General features: G+C 75.9%; 18 protein-coding genes. 9 read left to right on the top strand and 9 right to left on the bottom strand.

Annotation, left to right across the window (positions count from 1 at the left end):
* Nucleotides 1-80 precede the first annotated feature (80 nt).
* On the top strand, nucleotides 81-557 hold the full coding sequence (rnhA, locus tag LQ51_RS06985; protein ID WP_046563852.1) for a ribonuclease HI: 477 nt from the start codon (nucleotides 81-83) through the stop codon (nucleotides 555-557).
* Between the two features lie 19 nt (nucleotides 558-576).
* Here the strand turns inward: rnhA and LQ51_RS06980 are convergent, their stop codons facing one another.
* The 3 genes from LQ51_RS06980 to LQ51_RS06970 all read right to left on the bottom strand — a co-directional run bounded on the left by LQ51_RS06980 (nucleotide 577) and on the right by LQ51_RS06970 (nucleotide 2,154).
* Nucleotides 577-837, bottom strand: coding sequence for a hypothetical protein (locus LQ51_RS06980; protein ID WP_046563851.1), 261 nt, complete (start codon nucleotides 835-837; stop codon nucleotides 577-579).
* Nucleotides 838-873: 36 nt separating this feature from the next.
* Nucleotides 874-1,077: a preprotein translocase YidC gene (locus tag LQ51_RS06975; protein WP_231605508.1), complete on the bottom strand. Its 204-nt coding sequence runs from the start codon at nucleotides 1,075-1,077 to the stop codon at nucleotides 874-876.
* A 165-nt stretch (nucleotides 1,078-1,242) separates the two neighbouring features.
* Complete coding sequence (locus LQ51_RS06970; protein ID WP_046563849.1) at nucleotides 1,243-2,154, bottom strand: pentapeptide repeat-containing protein; 912 nt, start codon at nucleotides 2,152-2,154, stop codon at nucleotides 1,243-1,245.
* Nucleotides 2,155-2,582: 428 nt separating this feature from the next.
* Between LQ51_RS06970 and LQ51_RS31105 the strand changes: the two genes are divergently transcribed.
* Complete coding sequence (locus LQ51_RS31105) at nucleotides 2,583-3,185, top strand: hypothetical protein (RefSeq protein ID WP_052744767.1); 603 nt, start codon at nucleotides 2,583-2,585, stop codon at nucleotides 3,183-3,185.
* 40 nt (nucleotides 3,186-3,225) lie between these two features.
* Here the strand turns inward: LQ51_RS31105 and LQ51_RS06960 are convergent, their stop codons facing one another.
* Nucleotides 3,226-4,032, bottom strand: coding sequence for an SDR family oxidoreductase (locus tag LQ51_RS06960; RefSeq protein WP_046563848.1), 807 nt, complete (start codon nucleotides 4,030-4,032; stop codon nucleotides 3,226-3,228).
* Between the two features lie 76 nt (nucleotides 4,033-4,108).
* Here LQ51_RS06960 and LQ51_RS06955 point away from each other — a divergent pair, with 76 nt between their 5' ends.
* Complete coding sequence (locus LQ51_RS06955; protein WP_046563847.1) at nucleotides 4,109-5,527, top strand: RtcB family protein; 1,419 nt, start codon at nucleotides 4,109-4,111, stop codon at nucleotides 5,525-5,527.
* 7 nt (nucleotides 5,528-5,534) lie between these two features.
* Here LQ51_RS06955 and LQ51_RS06950 read toward each other — a convergent pair whose 3' ends face one another.
* Nucleotides 5,535-5,963: an archease gene (locus tag LQ51_RS06950; RefSeq protein ID WP_046563846.1), complete on the bottom strand. Its 429-nt coding sequence runs from the start codon at nucleotides 5,961-5,963 to the stop codon at nucleotides 5,535-5,537.
* 130 nt (nucleotides 5,964-6,093) lie between these two features.
* Here LQ51_RS06950 and LQ51_RS06945 point away from each other — a divergent pair, with 130 nt between their 5' ends.
* Nucleotides 6,094-6,696: an MBL fold metallo-hydrolase gene (locus LQ51_RS06945; protein ID WP_046563845.1), complete on the top strand. Its 603-nt coding sequence runs from the start codon at nucleotides 6,094-6,096 to the stop codon at nucleotides 6,694-6,696.
* Nucleotides 6,697-6,919: 223 nt separating this feature from the next.
* Here the strand turns inward: LQ51_RS06945 and LQ51_RS06940 are convergent, their stop codons facing one another.
* The gene (locus LQ51_RS06940) at nucleotides 6,920-7,612 is read right to left on the bottom strand and encodes a B3/B4 domain-containing protein (RefSeq protein ID WP_046563844.1); all 693 of its coding nucleotides are present in this window, start codon (nucleotides 7,610-7,612) and stop codon (nucleotides 6,920-6,922) included.
* Between the two features lie 10 nt (nucleotides 7,613-7,622).
* Nucleotides 7,623-8,234 (bottom strand): LysE family translocator, encoded by a 612-nt coding sequence (locus tag LQ51_RS06935; RefSeq protein WP_046563843.1) that lies wholly within the window; start codon nucleotides 8,232-8,234, stop codon nucleotides 7,623-7,625.
* Between the two features lie 29 nt (nucleotides 8,235-8,263).
* Here LQ51_RS06935 and LQ51_RS06930 point away from each other — a divergent pair, with 29 nt between their 5' ends.
* Both LQ51_RS06930 and LQ51_RS06925 read left to right on the top strand, forming a co-directional pair.
* On the top strand, nucleotides 8,264-9,739 hold the full coding sequence (locus LQ51_RS06930) for a MocR-like pyridoxine biosynthesis transcription factor PdxR (protein ID WP_046563842.1): 1,476 nt from the start codon (nucleotides 8,264-8,266) through the stop codon (nucleotides 9,737-9,739).
* A gap of 153 nt (nucleotides 9,740-9,892) precedes the next feature.
* Nucleotides 9,893-11,158 (top strand): MFS transporter, encoded by a 1,266-nt coding sequence (locus LQ51_RS06925; RefSeq protein WP_046563856.1) that lies wholly within the window; start codon nucleotides 9,893-9,895, stop codon nucleotides 11,156-11,158.
* On the opposite strand, the gene LQ51_RS06920 is transcribed toward LQ51_RS06925, so the two are convergent.
* Nucleotides 11,093-12,073 (bottom strand): helix-turn-helix transcriptional regulator, encoded by a 981-nt coding sequence (locus tag LQ51_RS06920; RefSeq protein WP_046563841.1) that lies wholly within the window; start codon nucleotides 12,071-12,073, stop codon nucleotides 11,093-11,095. The two genes, LQ51_RS06925 and LQ51_RS06920, sit on opposite strands and share 66 nt — an antisense overlap.
* A gap of 44 nt (nucleotides 12,074-12,117) precedes the next feature.
* Here LQ51_RS06920 and LQ51_RS06915 point away from each other — a divergent pair, with 44 nt between their 5' ends.
* Together LQ51_RS06915 and LQ51_RS06910 are read left to right on the top strand one after the other, a co-directional pair.
* Nucleotides 12,118-12,594, top strand: a complete 477-nt coding sequence (locus LQ51_RS06915; RefSeq protein ID WP_046563840.1) for a hypothetical protein — start codon at nucleotides 12,118-12,120, stop codon at nucleotides 12,592-12,594.
* Nucleotides 12,594-13,049, top strand: a complete 456-nt coding sequence (locus LQ51_RS06910) for a hypothetical protein (protein WP_046563839.1) — start codon at nucleotides 12,594-12,596, stop codon at nucleotides 13,047-13,049. The genes LQ51_RS06915 and LQ51_RS06910 overlap by 1 nt, the downstream gene beginning before the upstream one ends.
* 27 nt (nucleotides 13,050-13,076) lie before the next feature.
* Here the strand turns inward: LQ51_RS06910 and LQ51_RS06905 are convergent, their stop codons facing one another.
* Entirely contained in the window at nucleotides 13,077-13,739 is a 663-nt protein-coding gene (locus LQ51_RS06905; protein WP_046563838.1) for a TetR/AcrR family transcriptional regulator, read from the bottom strand.
* 114 nt (nucleotides 13,740-13,853) lie between these two features.
* Between LQ51_RS06905 and LQ51_RS06900 the strand changes: the two genes are divergently transcribed.
* Nucleotides 13,854-15,344 (top strand): flavin-containing monooxygenase, encoded by a 1,491-nt coding sequence (locus tag LQ51_RS06900; RefSeq protein WP_046563837.1) that lies wholly within the window; start codon nucleotides 13,854-13,856, stop codon nucleotides 15,342-15,344.
* Nucleotides 15,345-15,360 lie beyond the last annotated feature (16 nt).

Here is a 15,360-nt window from a genome sequence, read left to right as displayed (position 1 = left end):
CCGGTCGGCCCGCGCGCTGCTCTTCGGCCCGTGCGGCGGGTCGGGTGGTCCCGGTGGCGGGCGCAGCCGGTAGGTTCGGCATGACGGAGGCGGCGACCGGCGGGATCGTGGAGATCTGGACGGACGGGGCGTGCTGCGGCAATCCCGGCCCGGGTGGCTGGGGCGCCCTGCTGCGCTGGGGCGGGCACGAGCGCGAGTTGTGCGGCGGCGAGGCGAGCCCGACGACGAACAACCGGATGGAGCTGACCGCCGCGATCCGCGCGCTGGAGAGCCTGACCCGGCCGGTCACCGTGCGCCTGCACACCGACAGCACGTACGTGCGCAACGGCATCACCGGCTGGCTGGCCGGGTGGCGGCGCAACGGCTGGCTGACCGCGGCGAAGCAGCCGGTGAAGAACGCCGACCTGTGGCAGCGGCTGGAGGCGGCCTGTGCCCGGCACGAGGTGACCTGGTTGTGGGTGAAGGGTCACAGCGGGCACCCGGAGAACGACCGGGCCGACGCGCTGGCCAACCGCGGCATGGCCGAGGCCCGGGCGGCGGCGGTGACGGCCGGCTGAGCGCGCCCGGGCGGCCGGCCTACCGTTCGGGTCGTCCCGGCTCGATCTCCTCCGGCTCGTTCGCCGGGTCGGCGGTGCCGGAGACCGCGTCGACGTCGTAGCCGGCGCGGCTGACCTCCCGTGCCGAGCGCCGGTCCTCGGCCGGCAGGTCGGCGAAGTCGTCGCCGGTGTCGTCGGTGCTGTGCAGCGACTCGCCCGGCGGGCGCAGCGACGCCTCGTACGCGGTGGCGCCGTCCGGTTCGTCGGTGGACGCGCGGCCGAAGGACTCTTCACTCGTCATGTGGCACTCCTGCCCAGCCGATCCGGCGGCAAACGCTCAGCGCGCCGCGTCCGGGTGCGTCGGCATCGAGGAGCCGCCGGAGCTGCTGCCCGACGCCCCGCCGGCCATCCCGGAACCGTCATCCTCGGTCACCTCGTCCGGTTTCGGCGCGCCCGGCTGCGGGGCCGGCACGTCCGTGTCGGCCTCGACCTGGACCAGCGGGGTCTGCCCGGCCTCGTCCTCGGCGTACGCCGGATCCATCGGCTGCTCGCTTTGCCGTACCCGATATCTCACCGTCCGCCTCCCGTTCCGTGGTCGCGGTGCCACCGGCTACCCGGCGGCACCGCGGCGAAACGTCGGGGTGCCGCTCGCCGGCACCGACCCGGTCGGCGAGTGCGGGGCGCCGTCAGCGGCGTCCGGGCGCCGTCAGCGCCGGCGACGGCCGGAGCGGGCACCGGCGGGCCGGGCACCGGGGCGGCCACCGGCCGTCGGCACCGGCGTGACGGTCAGCGACCAGTGGGCGGGGCGGCGCAGCCGGGGCGGCAGTCCGGTCCGCAGGTCGCCCCGGGCGGCGTCGAGCTGGGACTGGTGCAGGAACAGGCAGCGGCTCAGGTCCGCCCCGCGCAGGTCGGCGCCGCGCAGGTCCGCTCCGGTCAGGTCGGCCGCGCCGAGGTCCACCCCGCGCAGGTCCGCGCCGATCAGGCAGGCGCCCCGCAGGTTGGCCCCGGACAGCCCGGCCCGGCGCAGGTCGGCCCCGAGCAGCATGGCGCCCCGCCGGTCGGCGCCCGCCCGGCTGGCCCGGGCCGCCGCGCCGGCCGCCGCGAGCAGCGGGTTGACCCGGTCCCGGTGGGCGTCGACGTCCACCGCCAGCAGCTCCTCCGGCGTCCCGTCGGCGAGCCGGCCGGTCTGCGCCAGCGCCAAGGCCAGCTCGTCGCGCAGCGGGCCGGTCGGGGTCAGCGCGACCGCCTCGGTCAGGTACCAGAGCAGCTCGTGCAGCGGCCGCAGCACCGCGAACGTGTCGAACATCCGCCGCGCCAGCGCCGGGTCGTCCCGCCAGTGCCGGCCGCCGAAGGTCTCCTGCACCAGGTGCTGGCCGGCGCCGAAACAGTCGAACACGGTGCAGCCGGGGAAGCCCCGGGCCCGTAGGTCGCGGTGGATGCCGCAGCGGGAGTCGGCGCGCAGGTTGGGGCAGGGCTGGCCGGCCGGCTTGTCGAGGGCGAAGTCGGCGGAGGCGGCGAACGCGGGGGCCACGCAGCACAGCCCGACGCAGCGGGCGCAGTCGGCGGCGAGTTCCCGGCCCGTCCCGGCCGCCGGCCGCCGCCGGACCGTCTCCGCCATGCCCTGCTCCCCGCTCCCGGTACCGGTGGCGCCCTTCGCGCCACCGGCACCATTCTCCGCCGTGCGGCGGCCCGACCTCGGCGGGGCGCCCGGCACCATTCTCCGCCGTGCGGCGGCCCGACCTCGGCCGGGGCGGCCGGCAGCATTCTCCGCTGTGCGGCGGCCCGACTTCGGCGGGGCGCCCGGCAGCATTCTCCGCCGTGCGGCGGCCCGACCTCGGCCGGGGCGGCCGGCAGCATTCTCCGCCGCCCGCCGCCCGCCGCCCGCCGCCCGCCGCCCGCCGCAGGGAGTCGGCCGGAGGGAGCCGGCCGGGAACGAGCCGGCGGGAGTAGCCGGCCGGAGGGAGCCGGCGGCCGGCCGGCTACCCGGTTCCGACCCTGGGTCCCGGCCCGGCTCCGTATCGTGACGGTGACCGGAAGGAGGCGGGGGTGGACGAGGACGCCCGGGAGCAGGCGCTGCTGACCGCCCTCACCACCGAGCACTTCGTGCTCCAGACCTCGCGCGGGGCCACGGTCGCCGAGTCGGTCGGGCGGGCCACCCTGTTCCTGTCGCTGCTGTCCGCCGCGCTGATCGGGCTGGGCTTCGTCTCCGGCAGCGAGCACCTGCTGCGGCCGTACCTCGGGGCGGTGCTGCCGACCCTGCTGATCACCGGGCTGCTCACCTTCGGCCGGTTGACCCAGAACATGGTGGAGAACTCGCTGGACCTGCAACGGATCCGCCGCATCCGGGCCTACTACCACCGGCGCTTCGGTGGCGACACGGACTTCTTCGCCGACGCGGTGGCCGGCGACGTCTCCGCGACCTGGGCCCAGGTGGGTGCCCGCCCCGGCCGGCGGCACCTGCTGCTCACCGCGGCCGCGCTGGTGGGCGCGGTGAACGCGGTGCTGCTGGGGCTGGGCGGCACCCTGCTCGCCGGGCTGCTCGGGGCCGGGCTCGGGCCGGCGATCGGGGTCGGCGTGGTGGTGGCGCTGGCCGGCTTCGCCGCCCAGCTCGGGTACCTCGACCGGACCTCGGTCGCCCAGCTGCCCTGAGCGGGGGCCGCGGCCTGCGGCACGTCGGAACCCCGGGTGCTCAGATGTCGCGCCAGCCGTCGTCGGGCAGCGCGGCCGCCTGCGGACCCATCAGCAGCATTCCGCCGTCCACCGGCCAGGACGCCCCGGTCACGTACGCGGCGGCCGGCGAGGCCAGCAGCGCTACCACGGCGGCGACCTCGCGGGCGTCGCCGGGCCGCCCCACCGGGACGCCGGGCCGGGCCCGGGTGAACGGGTCGACGTCCTCCTGCCCGGTCATCGGGGTGGCGATCTCCCCGGGGGCGACCGCGTTGACGGTGATCCCGTCGGCCGCCAGCTCCTGGGCCATCACCTTGGTGAGCAGGCCCAGCCCGCCCTTGGCGGCGCAGTACGCCGAGGAGCCGACCCGCGGCGCGTGCTCGTGCACGCTGGTGATGCTGATGATCCGGCCGCCCCGCCCGGCCGCCCGCATCCGGCGCGCGGCGCGCTGGGCGCAGAGAAACGGGCCGTCCAGGTCCACCGCCAGCACCTCCCGCCACTGCTGCCAGGACACCTCGACGAACGGGGTGGCGAGGCCGGTGCCGGCGTTGTTGACCAGCACGCCGAGCCCGCCGAGCTGCTCGGCCAGCTCGTCGATGACCGCGGCGGCGTCCGGCAGCCGGGTCAGGTCCAGTTCGGCCGTCGCGCAGCGACGGCCGGTGGCGCGCACCTCGGCGGCGGTGCGGTCGGCGCCGTCCGGATCGCCGTACCAGGTGAAGCCGATGTCGAAGCCGGCCTCGGCCAGCGCGACGGCGCACGCCTTGCCGATGCCGGAGTCCGCGCCGGTGACGACGGCGACCCGGTCGTAGTCCTCGTATCGCTGGGGCATGGTCGGCCACTACCCGGATCGGGCGGGGCGGAACCCGGCCGGGTGTAGCCGCCGCCGGCCCGGGTAGCCGGGCGGGATGGACCTGGTTCAGGAGTCGCCGTACCGGTTCCGCGTCGACCGGCACGACCCGATGCGGGTGCCCGGGGTGGTGTTCGCGTCCCGGTCGTTGCTGCCCGACGCGGGTGCGGACCGGTCGCTGGAGCAGGTGGCGAACGTGGCCACCCTGCCCGGCATCGTCGACGCCTCCTACGCCATGCCGGACGTGCACTGGGGTTACGGCTTCCCGATCGGCGGGGTGGCGGCCACCGACGTCGAGGACGGGGGAGTGGTCTCCCCGGGCGGTGTCGGCTTCGACATATCCTGCGGGGTCCGGCTGCTCGCCGCCGACCTGGACCGCGACGCGCTGCGGCCCCGGCTCGACGCGCTGATGGACGGCCTGGGCGAGGCCACCCCGCGGGGCATGGGCACCGGCGCGGTGTGGCACCTGACCGGCGGGGACGAGCTGGACGCGGTGCTGCGCGGCGGCTCCCGGTACGCCGTCGAGCGGGGTTTCGGGGTGCGCCGGGACCTGGACCGTTGTGAGGACTTCGGTGCGGTCGACGACGCCAACCCGGCGCAGGTCAGCGAGCGGGCGGTGGAGCGCGGCGCGCGCCAGGTCGGCAGCCTCGGCTCCGGCAACCACTTCCTGGAGGTGCAGGCGGTGGCGGAGCTATACGACGAGCCGGTGGCGGCCGCGTTCGGGCTGCGGGCCGGCCAGGTCTGCGTCATGATCCACTGCGGCTCGCGGGGGCTCGGCCACCAGATCTGCACCGACTACGTGCGCGAGCTGGAGAAGGTGATGCCCGGCTACGGCATCCGGGTGCCGGACCGGCAGCTCGCCTGCGCGCCGGTCTCCTCCCGCGAGGGGCGGGCCTACCTGGGCGCGATGGCCGCGGCGGCCAACTACGCCCGGGCCAACCGGCAGCTGCTCGCCCATGCGGCCCGGCAGGTCTTCACCCGGGTCACCGGCTGCGACCTGGACCTGGTGTACGACATCTCGCACAACCTCGCCAAGATCGAGACGCATGACGTGGCCGGGTCGCCCCGCCGGCTCTGCGTGCACCGCAAGGGCGCCACCGGGGCGCTGCCGCCCGGGCACCCGGACCTGCCGGCGGAGCTGCGCCCGGTCGGGCAGCCGGTCCTCATTCCCGGCTCGATGGGCACCGGCTCGTACGTGCTCACCGGCGTGCCCGGCGCGCCGGCCTGGGCGTCGACCTGCCACGGGGCCGGACGGGTGCGCAGCCGCAAGCAGGCGACCCGGGAGGTGCGGGGGCACGACCCGCGCCGCGAGCTGGAGGCGCAGGGCATCGCGGTCCGGGGGGCGTCGCGGCGCGGGCTGGCCGAGGAGATGCCGGCCGCGTACAAGGACATCACCGCGGTGGTGGCGGCGGCCGAGGGGGCCGGCTTGTGCCGGCGGGTGGCCAGGCTGGTGCCGCTGGGCGTGGTGAAGGGCTGAGTCGGGTTCAGACGTCCAGCGTCACCGCGCAGGACCAGCCGGCGTCGTCGCGGCCGAAGCGCAGCTCGTGCAGCGCCACCGCCTTGGGCACCGCGCCGATCGCCTCCACCGCGTCGGTGCTCGCCACCTGCCAGCGCACGAGCAGGCCGCCGTCGCCGGCCGGCCGCACCTCGGTCGCCAGCGGCACCGCGCCCTCGGTGTCCAGCCGGAAGATCACCTCGTCCAGGACGGCGACCAGCAGGTCGGGGTCGTCGGCGGGCGGCGCCCGGTACCCGGTCTCCGCCGCGGAGGTGACGCCGGTGGCGTCCACGAACGTGTCGACCAGCGCGGTCACCGCCTCGGCCACGCAGCCTTCCCGGTCCGGGGCCCACGCCTCGAACCGGACGTCGGCGGTGTGTGGCACGTTCCGGTGTCCGCGCGGCGGTCGTCGGTCCATGTCCCGATGATGCCGGCCGGGGGCGGCTGCGCCGCGAGGTTCTCCCGTACCCGCCGGTGTCCTGTCGGACCAGCGCGGGCGACCATCGAGGGGCACCCGCGGACGCCGCCGAGCGCCTAGGTTCGACCGGGTGAAGATTGTCAAGTGGACCCACGCCTGCGTCCGGATCGAACACGAGGGCCGCGTGCTGGTCATCGACCCGGGCACCTGGAGCGAGCCGCGGGCCCTGGTCGGGGCCGACGCGGTGCTACTCAGCCACGAGCACACCGACCATGTCGACGTGCTGCGGCTGGCGGGTCTCGGCGTGCCGGTCTTCGCGCCGGAGGGGGCGCGGCTGCCCGACCTGGCGCCGCTGCCGGTGACCCGGGTGGCGGCCGGCGACCGGTTCGACGCCGCCGGCTTCACCGTCACCGCGGTCGGTGGCCGGCACGCGACCATCCATGACGGGCAGCCGGACTGCGCCAATCTCGGCTACCTCGTCGACGACGCTGTGTACCACCCCGGCGATTCGCTGGCGCTGCCCGGTGCGCCGGTGCAGACCCTGCTGGTGCCAGCCCAAGGGTCCTGGTTGAAGCTGACCGAGGCGATCACCTTCGCCAGGACGGTCGCTGCCCGGCGGGTCGTCCCGATCCACGACGCCCAGCTCAACGACCGGGGCCTGGCCGGCGTCAACGGCTGGTTCGCCGAGACCGTGCCCGGCTACGGCTATCTGGCCCCGGGCGAGACGGCCTGACCACCACCGCCACGGCGGTCCCATGCCGCCGCCCCGGGGTCCCATGCCGCCGCCACGGCGGTGGCGGGCTTCCGCGACGGGCGGTGGTGGGCCGCCCCTGACGCGGGTGGTGGACCGCCGGCGACGCCGGTGGTGGGCCGCCGGTGACGGCGGTGGCGGGTGGCCGGCGACGACGGTGGTGGGCGGCCGGCGACGGCGGGTGGCGGGCGGCCGGGAGCGCCGGTCAGCGGGCCGCCGCGTACGCGAACTCCGGGGCGTCGGCCGTGAGCAGCCCGGTCCGGGACGGCACCGGCAGGGCGTCGGCCAGTTCGGTGAGCATCCGGCGTACCGTCGCCGCCCCGCCCGCGTGCATCGCCTCGATCACCACGAGCACCTCCGTGGTTCCGGGCCGCACCGCCGACGCGCCGCTCTGCCGGTGGGTCCAGCGCCGGGAGTGCGCCCCACCGGCCGCGTCGGCGAAGACGACCTCGCCGGGCTCGGGGTGTTCCGCCTCCCCGCCGAGGGTCAGGTAGGTCTCCGCGCCGGTGGCCGGACGTACCGTCAGGTCCCGGGCGATCCGGTCGAGGTCCAGCACGGCCACCGGGACCGCGTAGCCGATGGAGAGGGCGTTACCCAACTCGACCAGGGGGTGCAGCGCGGGCAGTGCGCCGTCGCGGCGGAACCGGCGCAGCAGCGACTCCGCGGCGCATCGGTAGCGGGTCGGCGGCAGCCCCATCCGGGCGAAGGCGCGCCGCCACGCCTGGATCTCCGGGAAGCCGCCCTCCGGGCCGCCGGCGAGGCGGGCCCGGGCCGTGTCGGCGTACCGGTCGAGGCGGGGTCCCACCTCGACGACGCCGTCGACGCCGGCGGCGTGCAGGACCCCGCAGCTCAGCTCGGGAAAGGTCGACCAGATCTCGGGGGAGTGCCGGAAGCGCACGGGAGGGCTCCTATCGGGCGGTCAGGGCCAGGCCGAGGCCGAGGGCGAGGAAGCTGCCGGCGAAGCCGTGCCGCAGCAGCGTGGTCAGGCGCGGCCGGGCCAGCACCCGGCGGCGCAGCGCCCCGGCCAGTGCGGCGTATCCGGCGAAGACGACCAGGGTGAGCAGCACGAAGACGGTGCCGTGCAGCAGCATCCGGGCCGCCGCGGCGGGCGCGTCGGGTGGGACGAACTGCGGCAGGAACGCCACGAAGAAGACGGTCACCTTGGGGTTGAGCAGGTTCATCAGCAGCCCGTCGCGGATCACCCGGCCGGCGGCCGGCGCGGGGTGTCCGTCGTCGACCCGCAGCGCGCCCCGGTCGCGCAGCGCGGACCAGGCCATCCAGAGCAGGTACGCCACGCCGAGCCAGGTCACCACGCGGAAGGCGGGCGTGCCGGCGCGCAGCACCGCGGCCAGGCCGGTGACCGCGGCGGCGAGGTGCGGCAGCAGGCTGACCGTGCAGCCGAGCGCGGCGAGCAGCCCGGCCCGGCGGCCGGCGGCCAGGGCGGTGGAGATCGTGTAGACCACCCCGGTCCCTGGGGTGAGGACGACCACCAGGGCGGTCACCAGGAAAGCGATACTCATGCGGTCCAGCCTCTGCCCATAATGGTCCGATGGACAGGGCCAAACCAGGCGCGGCCGACCGGTCCATACCGTCCGGTGCCGATTTCCTCCAGCTCGACGTCGGTGACGCCCCACCCGGTGGGCGCGCCGACTGGCTCGCCGGGCGGCTGCGCGCCGCGATCGCCGACGGCCGGGTGCCGGTGGGCGCGCGGCTGCCGGCCAGCCGGGTCCTCGCCGCCGAACTGGGCGTGTCCCGGGGCGTGGTGACCGAGGCGTACCAGCGGTTGACCGAGGACGGGCAGGTGGTCGGGCGGGGCCGCGCCGGCACCGTCGTGGTGGCCACCCCGGCCGCCGTGGTGAACCGCCCGCCGGTGCCCCGCCGCCCGCCGGAGGTGTTCGCCGCCCGCCCGGACACCAGCATCTTCGACGCGCTGCGTACCGCCCCGGCGGAGCTGGACCTGACGCCCGGCGTACCCGATCTGGCGGCCTTTCCCCGCGCGGCCTGGCTGCGCGCCGAACGCGCGGTGCTGCACCGCCTGGCCCCCGCCGATTTCGGGTACGGAGATCCGGCCGGCACGCCCGCGCTGCGCCTGGCGGTGGCCACCTGGCTGGCCCGCAACCGGGGCATCCGGGTCGACCCGGCCGAGGTGGTGGTCGTGGCCGGGGTGTCCCAGGCACTCGGCCTGCTCGCCCAGGTGCTGCACGCCGACGGCGTGCACACCGTCGCCGTGGAGGATCCCGGCTCGCTCGGCGTACGCCAGCACCTGAACAACTGGCGGCTGGCCACCCCGCCGGTGCCGGTGGACGCCCAGGGGCTGCGGGTGGACCGGCTGGCGGCCGGCGGCGCACCGGCGGTGATGCTGACCCCGGCGCACCAGTTCCCGACCGGCGTGGTGCTCGACGGCGACCGGCGGCGGGCGCTGCTGCGCTGGGCCGAGCGGGGCGGCCTGGTCATCGAGGACGACTACGACGCCGAGCACCGCTACGACCGGCCGCCGGTGCCGGCGCTGCGCGGCATGCTGCCGGACCGGGTCTGCTACACCGGCAGCGTCTCGAAGTTGCTGGCCCCGGCGTTGCGGGTCGGCTGGGTGCTGGTCCCGTCCCGGCTGCACGCCGACCTGGTCGCGGCGAAGCGGATGGCCGACCTCGGCAACGCCGCCCTGCCGCAGCTGGTGCTCGCCGAGCTGATGGGCTCCGGGGCGCTGGAGCGGCACCTGCGGCTGCTGCGGCGCCGGCACGTACGCCGCCGCGACGCGATGATCCGGGCGGTCCGCGCCCACCTGCCCGGCGCGGTGGTGCACGGCGCCGCCGCCGGCCTGCACCTGCTCGTCACCCTCCCGGGCGACGTGGACGACACGGCGCTGGCCGCGGCGGCCCTGCGCCGGGGCGTCAAGGTGCAGCCGCTCTCCTGGCACGGCCAGCGACCCCAACCACCCGGCCTGGTGCTCGGCTACGCCGCCAACCCACCGCACGACATCGAGCGGGCCGTCGCCACCCTCGCTGCCGCCCACCGCACCCTCTCCTGACCCCCACCCACCCCAACCCCCGGTTGATCAAGGAGTTCGCGTCACCGACGAGATCGACAGCGACGCGAACTCCTTGGTCACCGACGGGCGGGGGTGGGGAAGGTGGGCGGGTGGGTAGGTAGGTAGGTAGGTAGGTAGAGGAGAGGGATGGGGATGGGTGGGGCGCGGGGGGTCACGGTGGACGGTGGGCGGGGTCGGGGGGTGCTCGGGCGCTACACGGCGAGCGCGGTGCTGGTCCGGCTGGCCGACGAGGGGGCGCGGGTGGCCCTCGTGCTGCTGGCCCTCGAACGCACCGGCAGCGCCGCCTACGGCGGGGTGCTCGTGGCGGCGCTGATGATCCCGCACGTCGTCGCGGGGCCCGTGGTGGGCGCGCTGGCCGACGCGGTCCGCCGCCGCCGGCTCTTCTACCCCCTGGCCCTGCTCGGGTACGGCGGCACGCTGCTGGCCGCGGTGGCCGTGGCGGGCTCGTCGCGGCCGCTGTCGGTGGCCCTCGTCGTGCTGGCCGGCTGTCTCGCACCGGTCATGCTGGGCGGGCTGACCAGCCTGCTGCGCGACCTCGCCCCGCACCGGCTGAACACCGCGTTCGGCCTGGACGCCACGTCGTACAACCTGGCGGGCATCGCCGGGCCGGCGATCGCGGCAGCCGTCGCCGGCCTCGCCGGGGCGACCACCGCGACGGCCGTGCTGGTTGGGCTGGTGGTGGTCGGCGTGCTGGTGCTGGCGACGCTGCCGATCCCGGACCGGCCGGCACCCCCGCCCGGCCGCGCCGCAGCCGGGCGGCCCACGCCGCTGGCCGCCGTGCCACTGCTGTGGCGGCGTCGCCGGCTCGGCGCGGTGACCCTGGCCAGCAGCGTCGGATTCCTCGGCATCGGTGCGCTGCCGGTGGCCGCGGCGCTGCTCGCCGGCCGGTTCGGGCACGCCTCGTACGCCGGGCTGTTCCTGGCGGTGCAGTCGGCGGGCGGGCTGGTCGGCTCGCTCTGGTGGGCCCGGTACCCGCTGCGCTCCCAGCCGCCCGAGCGGGTGGTGGTGGCCAGCCTGCTCGCCAGCACGGTGCCGTTCGCGCTGGTGCCCGCCATGCCGTCGGCGTGGGCGACGCTGCCGTTGTTCGCCCTGGTCGGGGTGCTGAGCGGGCCGCTGTTCTGCAGCGTCCTGGCGGTGCGGGACCGGGAGGCGCCACCGGCGGTGCACGCCCAGGTGTTCACCCTCGGCGGCGGCCTGAAGACCACCGCCGCGGCGGGCGGGGCGGCGCTCGCCGGCGCCCTGACCGGCGCCGGCGCCGGCGTGCTGCTCCTCGGCATCGCCGCCTGCCAGGCCCTCGGCGCGTTCGCCGGCGCCGCGGTGCTGCGCCGCCGGTCAGCCCGGCGGCCGGTGGTAGAGGGCGGCGAGCGCGCCGGCGGTGTCCGCCAGCCGGTCGCGTAACGCGGCGGGGGAGAGGACCTCCACCTCCGCGCCGAGCCGCAGCAGGTCGGCGTGGGCGTGGGTGAGCGACTCGATCGGGACGACGGCGTACACCCAGCCGGCCGGGTCGGGCGGGCCGGCGCTGGCGTCCACGGCGGCGACCACCGCGTCGCTGGCCAGCTCGCGCAGCCGCTCCCGCCCCCGAGGGGAGAGCCGGACGGTGGCCTCGTCGCGCCGCAGCCCGGCCCGGAACGCGACCACGTGCGCCCGCCACCAGCCGGGCAGGTCGAACCCGGGCCGGTCGAACGGCTCGTCGAGCGGGGTCAGGTCGAGGATCTGGTTGACCCGGTAGGTGGCCGGGTCCGGGCGGTCCGGCCGGGCGGCCACCACGTACCAGCGGCCGCCCTTGAGGACGAGGCCGTACGGTTCGAGCACCCGCTGCACGTCGCCGGTCCAGCTGCGGTAGTGCACCCGGATCCGGTGCTGCCGCCACACCGCCTCGGCGGTCGGCGCCAGGTACGGCGACGGGTCGCCGTCGGAGTACCAGCCGGGCGTGTCCAGGTGGAACCGTTCCTGGAGCCGGGCGGCCCGGTCGGCGAGCGGCGCCGGCAGCGCGGCATGCAGCTTGAGCCGCAGGGTGTCCACCACCGACTGGTAGCCCAGCTCGGCGGCGGGGCCGGGCAGCCCGGCGAAGAGCAGCCGGTCGGCCTCCTCGGCGGTCAGCCCGGTCAGCCGGGTGCGCCAGCCGTCCACGAGCCGGTACCCGCCGGCGTGTCCGGCCTCCCCGTACAGCGGGATGCCGGCGGCGTGCAGCGACTCGACGTCCCGGTAGACGGTGCGGACCGACACCTCCAGGTGGCCGGCCAGCTCGGCGGCGGTGAGCCGGCCGTGCGCCTGCAGCAGCAGCAGGATGGACAGGAGGCGACTGGCCCGCATTCCACTGACACTAGCTGTCAGGGAAGCGGCCCTACCGTCCCGGCATGGCATTCCAGGACAAGGACCTGACCGTGCCGGGGACCGTCGAGGTCGCCGGCCGGCACGTCAAGCGCTATCACATCGACCAGCCCGACCGCCGCCTCGAACCGGAGGTGATCCAGGCCGCCTACGCGTACCTGCCGAAGCTGCTGCCCGTACCGGACGGCGGCACCCCGCCGGCCAGCTGGGTGGTGCTGCACCGAGGCGCGGACACCGGCACCTACCTGCTGGCGTACAGCTGGTTCTTCGACAACGTGGTGGAGTGCCGGATCGCGATCGCCGGCCAGCCGGCGCTGGACTGCCCGGACGACGACCCGGCGCACTTCGTCCCGCTCGACCGGCCCGGGGTGGGCTGCGTCTGGGAGCTGGGGGTCCTCGAGCACGAGCGGGCCGCCTGGGTCCGGCACGTGCTCGCGCCGGACCAGCCCGACCTGGCCGGCTACCTGGCCGATCACCGGGCCGAGGGAACGGTGGGCTGGTGATGGGCGACTTCGACTTCCTCGTCGGCAGCTGGGCGGTGGCCAACCGGCGGCTGACCGAGCGGCACGTGGGCAGCGACGAGTGGGACGAGTTCCCCGGCACCGCGGTGGCGCGCTCGTTCTTCGACGGCGCCGGCAGCTTCGACGAGATCCACTTCCCGACCCGGGGCTTCTCCGGCGCCACCGTCCGCATCCGCGACGCGGAGACCGGGCTCTGGTCGATCTACTGGATGAACAGCCAGCGAGGTGTGCTGGAGCAACCGCCGATGGTGGGGCGCTTCGTCGACGGGGTCGGCACCTTCTTCGCCGACGACACCGACCAGGGCCAGCCGATCCGCTGCCGGTTCATCTGGTCCCGGATCACGCCCACCTCGTGCCGCTGGGAGCAGGCGTTCTCCACCGACGGCGAGCGGACCTGGGAAACCAACTGGATCATGGACAACACCCGGATCGGCTAACGGCGCCCGGGCGGGGGGCGCTCCCGCTCAGGCCGGCGGGGGCGTGGTGGTCCGGTAGATCGCGGTCAGCCAGACGTCGAGCAGCACGTCCACCACGTCCCGCTCGGCCACCGCCGGCCCGTCACCGGCGAAGGTGGCGTACCAGACCCGCTCGTTCATCGAGTTCAGCGCGATGGCGAGGTCCCGGGCGGGCACCCCGTCCGGGGCCGCGCCGCGCGCGCGTTCCCCCTCGATGGCCGCCTGCACCGCGCGGACCCAACGTTCGAGGACCTCCGCCCAGAGCCGGCGTACCTCGGTGTTGGTGCCGCGCACCTGGGCGCAGGCCAGCACCACGGCGCGGTGCCCGCCGAAGGTGGCATGGAACCGGGCGATCAGCTCGCGCCAGCGGGCCCGCGGGTTCTCGGCGAGCCGGTCCAGCGCGTCGCCCGCGGCGGCGTCGGCCATCTCGGTGACCCGGTCGAGCAGGGTGAGCAGCACCGCGTCCTTGGACGGGAAGTAGAAGTAGAACGTCGGCCGGGAGATGCCGGCGCCCCGGGCCAGGTCGTCGATGGAGATGTCGCCGAAGGCGCGCTCCTCCAGCAGCCGCTCGGCGGTGGCCAGGATGGCCAGCTCCCGATCGTCTCCGGCGGAGCGGCCCGGGCGTCGCCCGCGCGTCGGCCCCGCTCCGGTCGGCGTACGGGCGGCGGTCATGTGGGCAGATGCTACACCCGCTCGACACCGTGTCGATTCTCCTCGACAGGGTGTTGACCGGCGTCGACGGTGGTGGATAGGGTCCGGACCACCACCGCCGAACCGGGAGCCGCCATGCCCTCCGACCACGTCGACGTCCTCATCGTCGGTGCCGGGCTCTCCGGCGTCGGCGCCGCCGTGCACCTGCAACGCGAGTGCCCCGACAAGACGTACGCGGTGCTCGAGGCCCGCGGCGCGATCGGCGGCACCTGGGACCTGTTCCGCTACCCGGGTGTCCGCTCCGACTCCGACATGTTCACCCTCGGCTACTCCTTCAAGCCGTGGACCGACGCGAAGGCCATCGCCGACGGCGACGCCATCCGGTCCTACGTCCGGGAGACCGCCCGCGAGTACGGCGTGCAGCAGCACATCCGCTTCCACCACCGGGTGGTACGCGCCGAGTGGGACAGCGCCACCGCCCGCTGGACGGTGACCGCGCACCGCGACGACACCGCCGAGGAGGTCGTGCTGACCTGCGCGTTCCTCTTCACCAACTCCGGCTACTACCGCTACGACGAGGGCTACACGCCCGAGTTCCCCGGCATCGAGCGCTACACCGGCCGGCTCGTGCACCCGCAGCACTGGCCGGCGGACCTCGACTACACCGGCAAGCGGGTGGTGGTGATCGGCAGCGGCGCCACCGCCGTCACCCTGGTCCCCGCGATGGCCGAGCGCGCGGCGCACGTCACCATGCTCCAGCGCTCGCCGACGTACGTCATCTCGCTGCCCTCGCGCGACCCGCTCGCCGACGCCGCGCGGCGCTGGCTGCCCGCGAAGGCCGCGTACGCGGTGGCCCGGTGGAAGAACGTCGCGCTGGGGGTGGCCAACTTCCAGCTCAGCCGGCGCGCCCCCACCCTGGTGAAGAACTTCCTGCGCCGGGCCGCCAAGGGCAAGCTCCCCACCGGGTACGACATCGACCGGCACTTCTCGCCCCGCTACAACCCCTGGGACCAGCGGCTCTGCGTGGTGCCCGACGGCGACCTGTTCGCCGCGGTCAGCGCCGGCCGGGCCGAGGTGGTCACCGACACCATCGACACCTTCACCGCGCAGGGCCTGCGGCTCACCTCCGGCGCGGAACTGCCCGCCGACATCGTGGTGACCGCCACCGGGCTGAACCTGCTCGCCCTCGGCGGCATGACGCTGGCCGTCGACGGCGCCGAGATCGACCTCGCCTCGACGGTGGCCTACAAGGGCATGATGCTCTCCGGCGTGCCGAACTTCGCGATGACCATCGGCTACACCAACGCCTCCTGGACGCTCAAGGCCGACCTGGTGGCCACCTACGTCTGCCGGCTGCTGCGCCACCTCGACCGCACCGGCCAGCAGATCGTCACCCCGCTGGCCCCCGACTCCGACGACCTCGAGCCGATCATCGACCTGAAGTCCGGGTACGTGCTGCGCGCCGTCGACCGCCTCCCCAAGCAGGGCCCGTCGGCCCCCTGGCGGCTGCACCAGAACTACCCCCGCGACGTGCTGCTGATGCGGCACGGCCGGCTCACCGACGAGGGGGTCCGGTTCTCCCGGGCCAGCGCCGCCGTCACCGACCCCACCGCGCCCGTCGCCTGACCCGCCAAGGAGCGCC

This window comes from Micromonospora sp. HK10 (assembly GCF_000982955.1).
GTDB lineage: Bacteria > Actinomycetota > Actinomycetes > Mycobacteriales > Micromonosporaceae > Micromonospora.
Note: the sequence above shows the minus strand (reverse complement) of the source record. Positions and strands in the feature narration are given on the sequence as shown.